Origin of the sequence: Streptomyces sp. NPDC056883, assembly GCF_042788835.1 — a bacterium.
In the GTDB taxonomy this organism is placed as follows: domain Bacteria; phylum Actinomycetota; class Actinomycetes; order Streptomycetales; family Streptomycetaceae; genus Streptomyces; species Streptomyces stoeckheimensis.
Genome location: NZ_JBHUBS010000017.1, coordinates 150,298 through 166,057, shown reverse-complemented (window position 1 = coordinate 166,057; position 15,760 = coordinate 150,298). Strand labels below are relative to the sequence as shown.

Below are 15,760 nucleotides of genomic sequence, written 5' to 3'. Positions count from 1 at the left end.
GGACGCATCGGGGGCTGGGTCCTCGGGGGGGGGGGAGCGCCTGGGGGATCCGGGGGACCCGGGGCCGCTACGCGTCACGCGTCACGCATCACGCGAAGAACTTCTGAGCCGCCCGCACTCCACGCGCCAGGGCCTCGACCTCTTCGGCGGTGTTGTAGACGTAGAAGCTCGCACGCGAGGTCGCGGGAACCCCGTACCGCCGCATGAGCGGGCGGGCGCAGTGGTGGCCCACCCGGACGGCCACACCCCGGTCGTCCAGTACCTGGCCCACGTCGTGCGGGTGGATGCCGTCCACCGTGAACGCCACGGTGGAGCCGCGGTCGTCGGTGCCGGACGGTCCGATGATCCCGACTCCGGGGATCTCGGACAGCAGGCCGAGCGCCAGCGCCGTCAGCTCGTCCTCGTGCAGCTTCACCCGGTCCATGCCCAGTTCACCGAGATACCCGACGGCCGCACCCAGCCCGACGGCCTGCGCCGTCATGGGCACGCCGGCCTCGAACCGCTGGGGCGGCGGGAGGTACGTGGACTCCTCCATCGTGACGATCTCGATCATCGAGCCGCCCGTCAGGAACGGCGGGAGGTCCTCGAGGAGTTCGTAGCGGCCCCACAGGACGCCCACACCGCCGGGCGCGAGCATCTTGTGGCCGGAGAAGACGAGGAAGTCCGCGCCGAGCGCGGCCACGTCCACCGGCCGGTGCGGCACCGACTGCGCCGCGTCGACCAGGACCCGCGCCCCCACCCGGTGGGCGCGCTCCGCGATCAGCTCGACCGGGTTGACGGTGCCCAGCACGTTCGACTGGTGGGTCAGTGCGACGACCGCGGTGTTCTCCGTGATCAGGTCGTCGATCCCGGACAGGTCGAGCCGACCGTCGTCGGTCAGCGGGAACCACTCCAACGTCGCGCCGGTCCGCCGGGCGAGCTCCTGCCACGGGACCAGATTGGCGTGGTGCTCCATCTCGGTCACCACGATCTTGTCTCCGGCCTTGATCCGCCCGCTGTTGCCCAGGGCGTACGCCACGAGGTTGATGCCCTCGGTGGCGTTCTTGGTGAAGACGATCTCGTCCTGCCGTGCACCGATGAAGGCGGCCACGGCCGCCCGGGCGTCCTCGTAGGCCTCGGTCGCCTCTTCGGCGAGCTGATGGGCGCCGCGGTGCACCGCCGCGTTGTGGTTCAGGTAGAAGTCGCGTTCGGCGTCGAGCACTTGGAGCGGCTTCTGGGTCGTGGCCGCCGAATCCAGGTAGATCAGCGGCGCACCGTTGCTCAGCACCCGCTGGAGGATCGGGAAGTCCGCCCGGATCTTTCCGATGTCCAGCTTCGAGGTCCCTGTTCCTGCCGACGTGCTCACGCGCGTACCTCTTCCTCTGACCGTTTCTAACGACCTTATCGCAGTTATCCGTTGGAACGGGGTGGGGGAGGGCCGGGCCGTCCCGCGCACGCCGCCGCGGCCGGCCCGAGGGGCACGAGGGATCACGGCATGGCCGGCCGGGCGAATTCAACCACCCGGAAAGCCGAAACGCAGTGGACGAAAGTACACGTGACCCACCCCACAATTTGACCGTAAGTCGGCGCCCCTTGCGCCCCGGTACGCATGTGGCACAATGCGAGGCGGATCTTTGCGCCTGGTGCCTGGAGTAAAGCGCGCCACAACGGCCCCTTTCTCATTAGCCACGTGCTCCGAGAAACCACCTTGGGGAGGAACAGCGCGTGACGAGCACCGCGGCCAAGAGAACACCGACGCAGCACATCATTTCCGTATGGCGGCAGCGGGACTTTCTGCTGCTGTGGGGATCCCAGACCGTCAACGAGACCGGTGCGCGCATATCCGGTGTAGCCGTTCCGCTCCTCGCCGCGAGTCAGCTCGGCGCCTCGACCTTCGAGGTCTCGGCCATCACGGCACTCACCTGGCTCCCCTTTCTTCTTTTCTCCCTTCCGGCCGGGGTCGTCGTCGACCGACTTCCGAGGCGCCGGCTGATGGTCTTCTGCGATCTGGCCCGCATGGTGCTCATGCTCTCCCTGCCCGCCGGCGCACTGTTCGGCGCGGCCACGCTGACCCAGGTGTATGTCGTGGTGACGGCCTGCGGAATTCTCACGGTGTTTTTCAACGTGGCATTCCGCACCCAATTGCCCGGCATCGTCGCGGACACACAGCTGGTCGAGGGCAACGGACACCTGGCCATGGGCCAATCGGTCGCGAAACTGGTGGGTCCGGCCGCCGGAGGCGTGCTCGTCGGCGTGGTCGGCGCACTGCGCACCATCCTCGCCGACGCCTTGTCCTTCCTGGTGAGCGCCGTTCTGCTCGGGTCGATCCGGACACCGGAGCAGCATCCGGCGGCCACCGGGCAGGCCCCTCGGCCGACCTTCGCCGCCGCAGTTCGCGAGGGCCTCGGATTCGTCCTGCGGCACCCGGTGCTCCGCCCCCTGCTCGCCTGCAGCAGCGCCACCAATTTCTTCTTCATGGGGATGACCGGACTGCAGATCGTCTATCTGGTGGACGAATTGCGGGCTTCCCCGTCCATGGTCGGCGCGGTCTTCAGTGCGGGAATGGCGGGCGGCGCCCTGGCCGGGATGTTCGCCGGTCGCATCTCACGCCGGATCGGTACCGCGAGGATCACATGGGTGTCCCTCCTGGCCGCCGGGCCCTTGTGTCTGCCGATTCCCTTCGCACAACCCGGCTGGGGCATTTCGCTCTTCGCCTTCGGCCTCACCGCCATTTCCGTGAGCCAGGTCCTCTACAACACGGCGGACACCTCGTACCGGCAGCAGGTATGTCCTCCGGAACTCCTGGCCCGCACGAACGCCTCGGTGCTCTGGGTAGCGTTCGGAGTGATTCCATTCGGTGCGCTCTTCGGGGGATCCCTCGCTTCGGCTTTCGGCATCCGAACCGCTCTGCTCGTGTGCGTTCTCGGCATGTGGGGAAGTCCCCTTTTCCTCCTGTTCTCGCCCCTGCGCAGGATCCGAAATATTCCAATCGAACCTCACGGGAAATGATATGACGCAGCAAGAAAAGGCTCCCGAAGTCCTCTTCGTGGGAGGAGCCGGACAGGCTCCGCTGAGTATCGACATCGTCGCCACGGCCATCGAGCAGGCCCGGTCGCGCGGAATGGTCACCCGGCTCCTGAGCCACGCCGCCGACCTTCCGCACACGCGGCGGGCCGTCGACCTCGCCGACGGGGTCCACGCGATCGATTTCACCGACGCCGGCGCCGTGGTCGCCTGGTCCACGGAGCACGCCGGGAACGATCCCCGGCCCCGTGTCGTGTTCACCGGCCGTGAACCCGCTCTGGGTCCGGCCGCTCGGATGGCGGAGGCGCTGGGCGCCGTGGGCAATCCCCCGTGGTCGGTGGACACCGTCAGGAACAAGGACGCCTGCCGGAGCTTCCTCGCACGGGCCGGCTTCCGACAGCCTGCCGTCCGCCTCTGCCGGGACCGGCAGGAGGCCGAGCAGGCGATGCGGGAGACCCGCGGCCCCTGGGTGGTCAAACCGCGGGTCGGCGGCGGGAGCCTCGGCGTGAGCATGGTGTCGGAACCCGGTGGACTGTCCGCGGCACTTGACCTGCTTCCCGACGAAGGGGCCTTCCTGGTGGAGGAATTCGTCGAGGGCGAGGAGTACAGCGTCGAGGGGCTGTTCCTGAACGGCTCACCCCACGTGCTGGCGGTCACGGCCAAGCGCAAGCTGCCGCCTCCGTACTTCGTCGAGGTGGGGCATTCACTTCCCGCACCGCTGCCCGAACAGGTCACCCGCGAGGTGACGGAAACGGTCGCCGAGGCACTCGCCGCGCTCAAGCTGCGGTTCGGACTGTTCCACGTCGAGCTGTGGCTCACGGCCGACGGCATCGTCCTGGGCGAGGTCCATGCAAGGCTTGCGGGCGGATACATCCACCGCATGCTCGCCCACGCCGTCCCCGGCCTGGAGATGTTCGGTGCCGTCTTCGACGACGCCCTGGGCAGGCCCTCGGCCGCCGCGGACCTGTCCTGCACCCGCGCCGGGGCCTCCCGGTTCTTCACCCCGCCCGCGGGCCGGCTCCTCTCGGTGGAAGGCTGGGAGGAGGCCGCGGCGCATCCCGCCGTGGTGGCGGCCGAGCTGCGGATCGCGCCGGGCGACGTCATCCCCTCGTACCGGCACTCGGAGGAGCGCGTCGGCGCGCTGGCCGTGGGCGCCGACACCGTGCAGGAGGCGGAGGAACTCGTCGGCCGCCTCGTGGAGTCCGTGCGTTTCGTGGTCGAGCCCGTCGCAGACGCGGCCTCGTGAAGGCGGCCGCGGTGACCGGCGTCCGCGCTCCCGCCCCGCTCCCCCGGCCGTACGAGGCCGGCGCCGTGCCGGGCCGGTGGCGGGGCGCGGAGCCGGAGGTGTGGCTCGTCGACGGCCGGGGCGGCGCCCCCTTGCCTCCCGGATCCGAGTTCGTCCTGGACGCCGGGGAGCGCGGCCGCGCCGACATGTTCCTGCGTGCGGAGCACCGCCGGATCTACGTCGCCACTCACGTGGCCCTACGGATGCTGCTCGGCGGCTATCTGGAGGAGGACCCCGCGGCGTTGCCCCTCGTACGGGAAGACTGCCCGGGCTGCGGAGAACCGCACGGGCGGCCCGCGGTGGCCGGTTCTCCCGTGCACTTCTCCGTCTCGCACAGCGGGGGTGTGGCCCTGCTCGCGTTCGCCGGGACCCCGGTCGGCGTCGACATCGAGAGGCCACCGGCCCCGGACTCGCTGACCTATCTCGTCCCGCGCCTGCACGTGGCCGAACGCTCCGAGCTCGCGTCCCTGCCGCCCGCCGAGCGAGCGGCGGCCTGCGCCAGGTGCTGGACGCGCAAGGAGGCGTACCTCAAGGGAATCGGCATCGGTCTGGCCGCGGGGCTGGACCGCGATTACGTGGGCTCCGGCTCCGAGGCGGCGCCCCTGCCCGGCTGGACCCTGACGGACCTCGCCGCTCCCCACGGTTTCGCGGCCGCCTGCGCCGTGCGGGACCGGGAGTCCTGAACGGCGGAGGCCCGGGTGCACCTCCACTGACCGTGGCGGGCACCCGGGCCTTCCGGGACCGGGAAACGACGTCAGGCGGCTGACCCGCCGGCCGGGTTCACCACGGTGATCTCCGTGAACGTGGACACGGAGGGATGTCCGCCATCGTCCTCCAGGGCATACGGCTCGCCCTCGCGCCGCAGTCCGGTCGTGAGCCATCCCGCGGAACGGGCCGCGTTCAGCTCCGCGGTGCGGTCGCTCAGGAAGAGGGTCCGCCCGGCGGACGTGCCCACCGCCCGGGTGATGGCGCGGTACGAGTCGGCCTCCTGCTTCGGCCCCGGGTTCTCGGTGTCGAACATCCCCTCGATCAGCGACAGCAGATCACCCTCGGGAGTGTGGCCGAACCAGGCGCGTTGAGCGGCTACGGACCCCGAGGAGTAGACGTGCAGGCGCACCCCGGCGGCGCGCCAGCGCCTCAGCGCGGGCACCACGTCGTCGTAGAAGTGGGAGACCAGCTCACCGGCTGCGAACCCCTCCGCCCACACGATCCCCTGGAGCGACTTCAGCGGCGTGACCTTGCGGTCCTCGTCGAGCCAGGAGCCCAGGACCGCCTCGATGCGTGCGGCGTCCGCGTCCGGTTCCCCGATGAGGTCGCGGATCCGGCCGACGGCGCGCCGCACCTCGGGCTCGGTGGCGCGCTGCGTCAGGAGCGCTCCGAACGCCGAGCGGGAGTAGGGGTAGAGCACGTCGAGGACGAATCCCGTGGCACTCGTGGTGCCTTCGATGTCCAGGACCACGGACTCGACGTCGTCGTGCAGGATCACGCGTGCTCTCCGGTGTACTCGGCGTGGATCCGGTCGAAGTCGGGGAAGCGCGAGGCGATCTCGCTCCCGGTGAAGTTCCCGATCCAGCCGTCTTCCTCGTGGAAGAAGCGAATGGCCGTGAAGGAAGGCGACGTTCCCATGTCGAACCAGTGGGTGGTCCCCCTCGGAACCCCTAGAAGATCGCCCTTCTCGCAGTAGACCGCATGGATTTCACCCTTCACATGCAAGTAGAATATTCCCGATCCGGCAACGAAGAACCGGACTTCGTCGTCATCGTCATGCGTGTGCTCACGAAGGAACTTCTGACGAGCCGCCTTCGCGGTCGCCTCCCACTCGGGGGAATCCGTCGGGTGGAGCGAGACCACGTCCACCGTGGAGAAGTCCTCCTCGTCATTGAGCTTTTCGATCTGCTTCCGGTACGCCTCGAAGACGATGTCGGCCGAAGCCCCGGCGGCCACGTCGTCACGGACCGGCCACTGCTCGTACCGCACCCCGATCGGGGCGAGAGCGGCGGCGATCTCCGTACAGTCCGAGGTACGGCGGACGACGGTCTCGGGACCGGAGTCCGGCCAGGTGATCAGTAGCGTCATGTCAATCCCCCTGAAAATCCTGGGTACTAGGTGCGAGAAACCGGTGAAGACGTCAACTCGCCATATCCTGGATGAAGTTCGGTGCGGCCGTGCGCGTATACGACTGCGCCACCAGGCCGGCCTGTAACCGCGAGTCCAGCTGCAGCTTGGCGAGCACGCGCGTCACGTGCGCCTTGACGGTGCGCTCGGTGACGAGCAGCAGGTGCGAGATGGCCTGGTTCGACAGGCCCCGGCCGAGAAGAATGAACACCTCGAACTCTCGCTCCGTCAAATGCCGGATGCGGCGCACGGAACCGTGCGACCAGTCGGCTTCGCCATCCCCGATCAGCGACCTGAGCCGCCTCCACGCATCGTCGGGCGTCGGCGCCCCTCCCTCAACTCCGTGCCGGAGTCCACGTCGTGCGGTGATCAATGTTCCTCCTGCCGGCCTTCAGGCACACCTCACCGCGGTGCGCCCAGAACCAGGCCTGGATCGGCGATTCGCTCCCCCATATGCGGGACGCTTTCAGCCGGAAACATCCATGCCATTCCATTGGCGTTCAGCCTAACAGAGAGAGACACCGGCACGGTTTATGAATTAAATTGGACAATTGACGCCCATTCTCGGCACGCGAGAAAGTGACTCGGCCTATTTCTCGCCACGCGAGAATCCACTCCCCAGGCGCCGCACGGCCTCTTCCAGTACCGGGACCTGCTTGCAGAAGGCAAACCGCACAAAAGGAGCGCCTCTGGACGGCACGTCGTAGAACGCGCCGTTCGGAATCGCCACGACTCCCGCCCTACCGGGCAGATCGCGACAGAAAGCGAATCCGTCGCTCGCACCCAGTGGCCGGATATCGGCGGTTACGAAGTAAGTGCCCGCCGGCCGGAACACCTCGAAGCCCGCGCATTCCAGGCCGACGGCCAGCACGTCCCTCTTGACCCGCAGGTCGTCGCGCAACGCCCTGAAGTACGCGTCGGGCATCCGCAGGGCCTCGGCCACGGCGTACTGGAACGGACCGGAGGAGACGTAGGTCAGGTACTGCTTGGCGCTGCGCACCGCCGCGACCAGTTCCGGCCGCGCCGTCACCCAGCCCACCTTCCACCCGGTGAAGGAGAAGGTCTTGCCCCCCGACCCGATGGAGACCGTGCGCTCGCGCATCCCCGGCAGGGTGGCGGCCGGCACGTATGCGCCCTCGAAGACCAGGTGCTCGTACACCTCGTCCATCACGACCAGGAGGTCGCGCTCGACGGCGAGTTCCGCGATCGCGGCGAGCTCGTGGTGACCGAGCACGGTCCCGGTGGGGTTGTGGGGCGTGTTGATGAGCAGCAGCCGGGTGCGTGCGGTGACCGCGTCCCGCAACTCGTCGAGGTCCAGTCGGAACGCCCCTTCATGCGGCCGGAGCGTCACGGGCACCCGCGTGCCGCCCGCCATTTCGATGCACGCGGCGTAGGAGTCGTAGTACGGCTCCAGCGCGATCACCTCGTCGCCGGGGCGGACCAGCGCCAGCAGGGTGGCTGCGATCGCCTCCGTCGCACCCGCCGTCACCAGCACCTCGGTGTCGGGGTCGTAGGTGAGGCCGTACCAGTACTGCTGGTGCTCCGCGACGGCCGCGCGCAGCTCGGGGACGCCCGCGCCCGGCGGGTACTGGTTGCCGCGGCCGTCCCGCAGGGCCCGCACCGCCGCCTCGAGGATCTCGGCGGGCCCGTCGGTGTCGGGGAACCCCTGCCCCAGGTTGACCGCCCCGGTGCGGGCGGCCAGCTCCGACATCTCGGCGAAGATGGTGGTGCCGAAGGCGCTGAGCCGGTGCTCGACCGCCTGCCCGGCGCCTGTCGTCACGGCAGTTCCAGCGGGATGGTCATGCCGTCGAGGACACCGGAGCAGCCGCAGGTGCGCTCTTCGGGCAGCTCCTTGACGGTCTCCAAGATGATCTTCCGTAGCTGCTGGATGTTCTGCGCGAACACCGCGAAGACCTCTTCCTGCGAAACGCTCTCCTCGGGTCCGATGCCGGCGTCGAGGTCGGTCACGAGCGCCACCGAGGTGTAGCAGAGGGCGAGTTCGCGGGCGAGGACCGCCTCCGGGTGGCCGGTCATGTTCACCAGTGACCAGCCGGCCGAGGCGTACCACTGGGACTCCGCACGGGTCGAGAAGCGCGGTCCGTCGATGACCACCATCGCCCCGCCGTCGGTGGCCGGGGTGCCGGAGGCGGCCGCAGCCTTGACGGCGGCGATCCGCCCGTGGGGGCAGTACGGGTCGGCGAACGAGACGTGCACCGCGCCCTGGTCGTAGAAGGTCTGGATGCGGCCGGTGGTCCGGTCCACGATCTGGTCGGGGACGACGACCGTGCCCGGGCCCAGCTCGCGGCGCAGGGAGCCGACCGCGCAGGGTGCGAGGATCTGGCGTACGCCGAGCGAGCGCAGGGCCCACAGGTTCGCCCGGTAGTTGATCTTGTGGGCGGGGAACTGGTGGCCCTGCCCGTGCCGGGGCAGGAAGGCCACGCTGCGACCGCCCACCATACCCACGGTGATCGTGTCCGACGGAGCGCCGAACGGGGTGTCCACCTCGATCCGCTCGGCCTCGTCCAGCAGCTCGTAGAAGCCGCTGCCTCCGATGACGGCGATCTCTGCCATGAGAATTCCTCCTGAAGACGTGTGTCGGGTGTTCCGCGAAGGCGCTGGGGTCAGCCCACGCCGATGGCGAGCAGCTGGCAGATCGCCTCGAAGCACTCCAGGCGGTTGCGGGCCTGGGCGAGATCGCTCCCCCAGACGGTGATCCCGTGGTCGGCGATCAGCAGCCCGGGCGGGCACCGGTCCGCACGGCTCAGGTGGCCGGCCACCTCGTCCGCGATCCGGGGCACGTGCGGCCAGTTGGGGAAGACCGGCACCGCGGTCCGCTCCCGCGCGTCCAGGCCCAGCCCCTTGAGCAGTTCGAACCGGGTGAGTTCCAGCGTCGAGAGCCGCTCGCGGTCGGCCGCCCGGCACGCCATCACCGTCGCGTACGGGGAGTGCACGTGGATCACGGCCCGCGCCGGCGTGGTGCGGTAGACCGCGGCGTGGATGGAGGTCTCCGCCGAGGCGCGCAGGGCCCCGGGGTGCAACAGCTCGCCGGTGGCCGCGTGCACGGCGACCACGTCTCCGGGGGTGAGCTCGCCCTTGTCCCGGCCGCTGGCCGTGATGAGCGCCGTGTCCGCGGCCTCGCCCCGGAGCCGCACCGAGAGGTTGCCCGAGGTGCCGGGCATCCAGCCCCTCTCGTAGAACAGCCTCGAGAACTTGGCCAGTTCGGCCGCCTCCGCAACGAGCCCGGGCCGCATCGAGGTGTCCGGGACAACCGTCATACCGGCACCTCGCACAGCGCCGAGAGCGGGTACGGGGCCAGGGACGCGCGGCCGCCGAGCCCCGTCAGCTCGACGAGGACCACGAGGCCCACGACCTTCGCACCGCACTCCTCCGCCAGCCGGGCCGCGGCGCCCAGGGTGCCGCCGGTGGCCAGGACGTCGTCGACGCAGAGCACCCGGTCACCGGGGGCGAGCGCGTCGGTACGGATCTCCAGGCGGTCCTCGCCGTACTCCAGCGCGTACGCGGCCGAGTGCACCGAGCCCGGCAGCTTCCCGGGCTTGCGGACCAGGGTGAGCGGCACCCCGGCACGGGTCGCCAGGGCTGCGCCGAGCAGGAAGCCCCGGGACTCGACGGCCAGCACCCGGTCGAACGATCCGCCGAAGTCCGCGGCAACCTGGGCCGCGAGGTCCGCGAGCAGGCCCGGCTCGGCATAGACGCGGGACAGGTCGCGGAAGACCACGCCGGGGGTGGGGTGATCGGGAAACTCCTCGAGCAGCCCGGCTATCCGCTCCCCGGCCGGCCCGGAGGGGACCTGGGCGCCGGCGGAAGGGCCCTGGGCGGCCACGGACCGGCCGCCGTCGAACACACGCCGTTCGGTCACGATGGCGCTGATCAGCTCACCGGGCGTGACGTCGAAGGCGGGGTTGAACACGGCGGCGCCCTCGGGCGCGGTCGGCACGCCGGCGAACTCCACGACCTCGCGCGGGGAGCGTTCCTCCACCACGATCTGAGAACCGTCCTCCAACTGCTCGTCCCACGTGGACTCGGGAGCGACCACGATGAACGGGATCCCGTGCCGGGCCGCGGCCACGGCCAGACCGTAGGTGCCGATCTTGTTCGCGGTGTCCCCGTTCGCCGTGATGCGGTCGGCGCCGACCAGGACGCAGTCCACGAGCCCCTGGGACATGGCCGCGGCGGCGGCCGAGTCCACGCAGACCCGGTAGGGGACGCCGGCCTCGCCGAGCTCCCACGCGGTCAGTCGGGCGCCTTGCAGGAGCGGGCGGGTCTCGTCGACGAGTACGTCGGCGACCCTGCCCCGGCGGGCGAGTTCGAGGATGGTGCCGAGCGCCGTCCCGACCGCGGCCGTGGCGAGCCTGCCGGTGTTGCAGTGGGTGAGCAGCCGCAACGGCCGGCCGGGGGTGAGCGACTCGACCAGGCTGGCGGCGCTGCGCACCATGGCGGTGTTCACCGCCACATCCTCGGCCAGCATGTCCAGACCCTCCGCGAGCACGGCGTCGGCGCCCTCCCCCACTCGGGTCAGCGCGCGGCCGACCGCCCAGGCGAGATTCACGGCGGTCGGACGGGCCGCGGCCAACCGCTCGGCGTCCGCCCGGACGCCCGCCTCGTCGAGCGTGTCCCCGTCGGTGTGGGCGTATGCGCTGAGCGCGACGCCGAGCGCGCCGGCCAGGCCGATGGCGGGTGCACCCCGTACGGCGAGCGTGGCGATGGCGTCGATGACCTGGTCGACCCCGGTCATGCGCAGCGGGCGGTGCTCGCGCGGCAGGGCGCGCTGGTCGAGGGTGACGATCGCGCGGTCCTCCCAGGACAGGGAGACCGCCGGCGCCGCAGCGCGATCCTGTGTACTCATGCTGCGACCGCCTTGCGCAGGGCGTCGACGCGGTCGGTGCGCTCCCAGGTGAAGTCCGGCAGCTCGCGGCCGAAGTGGCCGTAGGCGGCGGTCTGGGCGTAGATCGGGCGGAGCAGGTCGAGGTCGCGGATGATCGCGGCCGGACGCAGGTCGAAGACCTGGCCGATGGCGTCCTCGATCTTCTCGACGTCGACCTTGTGCGTGCCGAAGGTCTCGACGAAGAGGCCGACGGGCTCGGCCTTGCCGATCGCGTACGCGACCTGGACCTCGCAGCGCGAGGCCAGACCGGCGGCGACCACGTTCTTGGCGACCCAGCGCATGGCGTACGCGGCGGAGCGGTCGACCTTGGACGGGTCCTTGCCCGAGAAGGCACCGCCACCGTGACGGGCCATGCCGCCGTAGGTGTCGATGATGATCTTGCGGCCGGTCAGGCCGGCGTCACCCATCGGGCCGCCGATCTCGAAACGGCCGGTCGGGTTGACCAGCAGCCGGTACCCCTCGGTCTCCAGCTTGATGCCCTCGTCGCCCAGCTGCGCCAGGACGTGCTCGACGACGTGCTCGCGGATGTCCGGGGTGAGCAGCGAGTCCAGGTCGACATCGGACGCGTGCTGCGAGGACACCACGACGGTGTCGAGACGGACGGCCTTGTCACCGTCGTACTCGATGGTGACCTGGGTCTTGCCGTCGGGACGCAGGTACGCGATGGTCCCGTTCTTGCGGACCTCGGACAGCCGCTTGGAGAGGCGGTGCGCGATGTGGATCGGCAGCGGCATCAGCTCGGGCGTCTCATCGCAGGCGTACCCGAACATCAGGCCCTGGTCGCCGGCACCCTGCTCGTCGAGCTCGTCTCCCTCCTCACCTGCGGCGGCACCCTCGACCCGCTTCTCGTACGCGGTGTCGACACCCTGCGCGATGTCCGGGGACTGCGCACCGATCGACACCGACACGCCGCACGAGGCGCCGTCGAAGCCCTTGGCCGAGGAGTCGTAGCCGATCTCGAGGATCTTGTCGCGGACGAGCTGCGCGATCGGCGCGTACGCCTTCGTCGTCACCTCTCCCGCGATGTGGACGAGACCGGTGGTGATGAGGGTCTCCACGGCGACGCGCGAGGTCGGGTCCTCGCGGAGCAGCGCGTCGAGGATGGTGTCGCTGATCTGGTCAGCGATCTTGTCGGGATGCCCCTCGGTCACGGACTCCGAGGTGAACAGACGGCGGGACATGGAACTCCAAGGAATGTGAGGCCTGTTGGCTCGTTCGCCGGCCGGGCGGGATCCGCCCGGCGGCAGGGGATCCGGCTAGGACAGGGCCTGGACCGCTCCCCGTCGGATGCCTTCCAGCAGTGGCTCCAGCTCTGCCTGCCGCTGCGCGTCGAAGAGCTTGAGGTAGCCGTGGCGCTGCTCGAGCGTGCAGCCGCGGGAGAGCTTCGTCTGCTCGGACTCCACGGCGTAGTCCACGGCCGTGGCGCCCACCCGGGCCGCGTACTCGATCGGCGCGTAGAAGGCGAGTTCGAAGTAGAGCGGCAGCTTCCCGAGCCAGTCGTAGTCGTAGCCGGTCTGGCGCAGGTAGAGGCGCGAGCCTCGGTGCACGAACGCCGAGAATCCACGCAGCACGCCGTCCACGGACCGCGCCGTGATCGCGTACAGGGTGTCGCCGCAGTGCCTGACGTGCAGGTCCAGGGAGCGGGTGAGCGTCTCTTCGGCGTACGAGTGCCCGTACTTGCCGCCGTGCTCGATCATCAGCGGAACCAGCTCGGGGATGAGCTCGCCGGTCAGCGGCCGTACGTCGATGTCGAGACCGGCCCCCTCGAGGAGCCTGCGCTCCTTCACCACCTTGCGGCGGCGCGCGCCGGGCAGGCTGTCGAGATAGGAGTCGAACCCGGGCTTCGGCAGGTGCAAGGTGGCGTAGCGGGCGGTGGGGAACTCCGCGTAGCCACGGCCGCGCAGCACGTCCCGCAGGGGGTCGTCCTCTCCCACGTAGAGGTAGGCCACGCTGCGGGAGCCGCGGTCGCGCGCCTCTTCCTCCGCTGCCGCGACGAGTTGCTCCGTCAGGACCCGTCGCCGCGCCGTCCCGCTGTGCGGGTCCGTCAGCAACAGCGTGTCCGGCACCCGGCGGCTGCCGCCCAGATAGGTCGGCAGGAGGCGGCCGGGGTCCAAGGCCCCGTCCGGCACGGGTGCGTTCCAGCGGTCGGCGAGCAGGCGCAGCACGCAGTCGACCCGCATGAAGGGCCAGGGTTCGGAGGTCTCGTCGAGCGGGAAGCCTGCGAGGGCCGCTTCCGGCCGGCCGCCTTCTTCACCGGCCAGGTGGAACCGGGGAGCGATGTTGGTCTGTTCGCCCTCCAGCGCGAGCCAGTGTGCCGAGTGGAAGAGGTCCCAGGACGGGGACAGGTCCTCCCAGCCGTTGACGCGGGCTTCCGCCATGGTGTCGAAGGTGCGCACGGCCACGTCACCCACGCCCCTTCACGGCGGGGACCACGGTGACCAGCGCCTCGCGCACGAGCTCCTGCACCTGCGGGCGGGCCTCGTTCACGTAGAAGTGGCCGCCCGCGAACATCTCCGTCCGGAAGTCGCCGGAGGTGAGCTCGGACCAGTCCGCCAGGGTCCCGTCGGGCACCAGGGGATCGTCCTTGCCGCCCAGGGCCGTGATGGGGCAGCGCAGCGGTTCGCTCGGCCGCCACCGATAGGACTCGTACGCCGCGAAGTCGGCGCGCATCGAGGGCAGCATGAGCCGCATCAGCTCCGCGTCGTTCCAGACGGTGTCCGGGATGCCCTCGTAGGAGCGCCGCACCTCGGCCAGGAACTCGGCGTCGGGCAGGTGCGCGAACGGCGGCTCCTCCTCCACCCGGTGGGGCGGCGGGGAGGCGGAGGCGAACAGGTGACGCGGTTCCCCGTCCAGCAGGAGCGCGGCCTCGTAGGCGATGATCGAGCCCATGCTGTGCCCGAAGAAGGCGAACGGCAGGTCGAGCAGCGGGGCCATCGCCTCCGCGACGCGGGTCGCGATCTGCCTCAGGTCGGCGAGCGGGGCTTCACGCAGTCGCCCCTCCCGTCCGGGGAGATGGACCAGGCACACTTCCACGTCCGGGGCCATCCCGGGCACCCACCGGGCGAAGGAGGACGGGCCGCCGCCGCCGTGGGGCACGCAGAACAGCCGGGCGCGCGCTTCGGGCAGCACGCGCGGGCGCTTGATCCAGGGGGACTCCGGGGACTCGATCGTGCCGGTCACGCGAACACCCGCTCTCGACGGGTGCCGGCAAGTATGTCTTCGAGCACGCTGCAGAACCGTTCCAGCTCCTGCTCCGAGTTGTAGTAGTGGGGAGAGACCCGGAGCAAGGTGCTCAGCCCGCGTTGTTGCATGTCGACACAGGCCGCGTTCTCCAGGCAGACCCAGGTGTTGATCCCCGCGTCCTTCAGCGCGTTGCGGACCTCGAAGTCACCCCGGCCCTCGAAGGAGAGCGTGATGGTCCCGCACTGTTCGCGGCCGCGGTCGTGCAGGACGACGCCCGCCATGCCGACCAGGTCCTTGCGCAGACCCGCCGCGAGTTCCCGTATCCGCCCGTACGTGCGCGCGATCCCCCAGCCCAGGGCGTAGTCGACGGCCACGCCGAGGCCGATGCGGGCTGCGGCGTTGGTCTCCCAGGTCTCGAACCGGCGAGCACCCGGCGCCAGCCGGTAGGTGCCCGAGAGCCATTCGACCCCGTCCAGGCCGACGATGGCCGGGACCAGCTTGTGAGCTATCTCCTGGCGCACGTAGAGGAATCCGGTGCCCCGCGGGCCGCGCAGGAACTTGCGCCCCGTCCCGACCAAGAGGTCGCAGCCGAGCTCGGCGACGTCGATGGGCATCTGCCCGACCGACTGGCACGCGTCGACCAGATAGGGGATCCCGTACCGCCGGGCCACCCGGCCGACCTCGGCCACCGGGTTGACCAGCGCATCGTGCATCGGGACGTGCACCATGGCGATCAGACGGACCCGCTCGTCCAGCATCGCCTCCAGCCCGGCCACGTCGACCAGGCCGTTCGCGTCCACGGGCGCCACTTCCAGGGACACCCCCAGCCGCTCCGCGAGGTGCAGCAGCGAGAGGTAGTTGCTGCCGTACTCCACCGCGGAAATGATCACGCGGTCGCCGGCCCGCAGGGGAACGGACGACATCGCCATGCCCCAGGCCCGGGTCGCGCTGTCCAGGACGGCGACTTCCTGTCGGCTGCAGTTGAGCAGGGACGCGAGCGCCACGTGCGCGTTGCCGAAGGCGCCCTCGGACCGCTCGGCCGCCTCGTACGGGCCCACTCTGCTCTCCAGCCGCAGGTAGGAGGTCATCACGTCGACGACGGGCAGGGGGACGAGGCTGGCGCCGGCGTTGTTCAGGTGCACCACATGGCCGACACCGGGAGTTTCGGCACGTGCCCTGGCGAGATCAAGAGTCTCGTACATCATCCGTCCAAGTCTGGTGGCGTGTAGGGGGGCGAGGGGCTGCCCGGCGGGGGGGGCTGCCCGGCGGGG

The 15,760-nt window shown here is 70.3% G+C and carries 15 protein-coding genes; 3 read left to right on the top strand and 12 right to left on the bottom strand.

All coding sequences use genetic code 11. From position 1 onward, the window contains the following. Positions 1 to 88: 88 nt before the first annotated feature. A complete protein-coding gene (locus ACFRU2_RS32745) occupies positions 89 to 1,345 on the bottom strand; it encodes a cysteine desulfurase (RefSeq protein WP_382979147.1) in 1,257 nt (418 codons plus the stop codon). A 359-nt stretch (positions 1,346 to 1,704) separates the two neighbouring features. Between ACFRU2_RS32745 and ACFRU2_RS32740 the strand changes: the two genes are divergently transcribed. The 3 genes from ACFRU2_RS32740 to ACFRU2_RS32730 are packed head-to-tail and all read left to right on the top strand — an operon-like array spanning position 1,705 to position 4,971. Then, positions 1,705 to 2,988, top strand: coding sequence for an MFS transporter (locus ACFRU2_RS32740; RefSeq protein WP_382979144.1), 1,284 nt, complete (start codon positions 1,705 to 1,707; stop codon positions 2,986 to 2,988). A gap of 1 nt (position 2,989) precedes the next feature. Beyond that, on the top strand, positions 2,990 to 4,249 hold the full coding sequence (locus ACFRU2_RS32735) for an ATP-grasp domain-containing protein (RefSeq protein WP_382979142.1): 1,260 nt from the start codon (positions 2,990 to 2,992) through the stop codon (positions 4,247 to 4,249). 11 nt (positions 4,250 to 4,260) lie between these two features. Next, a complete protein-coding gene (locus ACFRU2_RS32730) occupies positions 4,261 to 4,971 on the top strand; it encodes a 4'-phosphopantetheinyl transferase family protein (protein ID WP_382979139.1) in 711 nt (236 codons plus the stop codon). Between the two features lie 71 nt (positions 4,972 to 5,042). On the opposite strand, the gene mtnC is transcribed toward ACFRU2_RS32730, so the two are convergent. The 11 genes from mtnC to ACFRU2_RS32675 all read right to left on the bottom strand — a co-directional run bounded on the left by mtnC (position 5,043) and on the right by ACFRU2_RS32675 (position 15,694). Continuing rightward, the gene (gene mtnC / locus ACFRU2_RS32725; protein WP_382979136.1) at positions 5,043 to 5,774 is read right to left on the bottom strand and encodes an acireductone synthase; all 732 of its coding nucleotides are present in this window, start codon (positions 5,772 to 5,774) and stop codon (positions 5,043 to 5,045) included. Next, the gene (locus ACFRU2_RS32720) at positions 5,771 to 6,364 is read right to left on the bottom strand and encodes an acireductone dioxygenase (protein WP_382979133.1); all 594 of its coding nucleotides are present in this window, start codon (positions 6,362 to 6,364) and stop codon (positions 5,771 to 5,773) included. The genes mtnC and ACFRU2_RS32720 overlap by 4 nt, the downstream gene beginning before the upstream one ends. A gap of 52 nt (positions 6,365 to 6,416) precedes the next feature. Next, positions 6,417 to 6,776, bottom strand: coding sequence for a response regulator transcription factor (locus ACFRU2_RS32715; RefSeq protein ID WP_382979131.1), 360 nt, complete (start codon positions 6,774 to 6,776; stop codon positions 6,417 to 6,419). 216 nt (positions 6,777 to 6,992) lie between these two features. Then, positions 6,993 to 8,183: a pyridoxal phosphate-dependent aminotransferase gene (locus ACFRU2_RS32710; RefSeq protein ID WP_382979129.1), complete on the bottom strand. Its 1,191-nt coding sequence runs from the start codon at positions 8,181 to 8,183 to the stop codon at positions 6,993 to 6,995. Next, positions 8,180 to 8,974 carry an S-methyl-5'-thioadenosine phosphorylase gene (locus ACFRU2_RS32705; RefSeq protein WP_382979127.1) on the bottom strand — a complete coding sequence of 265 codons (795 nt, stop codon included), beginning with the start codon at positions 8,972 to 8,974 and terminating at the stop codon, positions 8,180 to 8,182. The genes ACFRU2_RS32710 and ACFRU2_RS32705 overlap by 4 nt, the downstream gene beginning before the upstream one ends. 50 nt (positions 8,975 to 9,024) lie before the next feature. Next, the gene (mtnB, locus tag ACFRU2_RS32700; protein WP_382979124.1) at positions 9,025 to 9,678 is read right to left on the bottom strand and encodes a methylthioribulose 1-phosphate dehydratase; all 654 of its coding nucleotides are present in this window, start codon (positions 9,676 to 9,678) and stop codon (positions 9,025 to 9,027) included. Further along, positions 9,675 to 11,267 (bottom strand): S-methyl-5-thioribose-1-phosphate isomerase, encoded by a 1,593-nt coding sequence (gene mtnA, locus ACFRU2_RS32695; protein ID WP_382979122.1) that lies wholly within the window; start codon positions 11,265 to 11,267, stop codon positions 9,675 to 9,677. The genes mtnB and mtnA overlap by 4 nt, the downstream gene beginning before the upstream one ends. Then, positions 11,264 to 12,487 (bottom strand): methionine adenosyltransferase, encoded by a 1,224-nt coding sequence (gene metK / locus ACFRU2_RS32690; protein ID WP_382979120.1) that lies wholly within the window; start codon positions 12,485 to 12,487, stop codon positions 11,264 to 11,266. The genes mtnA and metK overlap by 4 nt, the downstream gene beginning before the upstream one ends. Before the next feature lie 75 nt (positions 12,488 to 12,562). Beyond that, entirely contained in the window at positions 12,563 to 13,708 is a 1,146-nt protein-coding gene (locus ACFRU2_RS32685; RefSeq protein ID WP_382979118.1) for a peptidogalycan biosysnthesis protein, read from the bottom strand. A gap of 1 nt (position 13,709) precedes the next feature. Beyond that, the gene (locus ACFRU2_RS32680) at positions 13,710 to 14,486 is read right to left on the bottom strand and encodes a thioesterase II family protein (protein WP_382979115.1); all 777 of its coding nucleotides are present in this window, start codon (positions 14,484 to 14,486) and stop codon (positions 13,710 to 13,712) included. Further along, on the bottom strand, positions 14,483 to 15,694 hold the full coding sequence (locus ACFRU2_RS32675; protein ID WP_382979113.1) for an aminotransferase class V-fold PLP-dependent enzyme: 1,212 nt from the start codon (positions 15,692 to 15,694) through the stop codon (positions 14,483 to 14,485). Before ACFRU2_RS32675 ends, ACFRU2_RS32680 begins: the two co-directional genes overlap by 4 nt. Positions 15,695 to 15,760 lie beyond the last annotated feature (66 nt).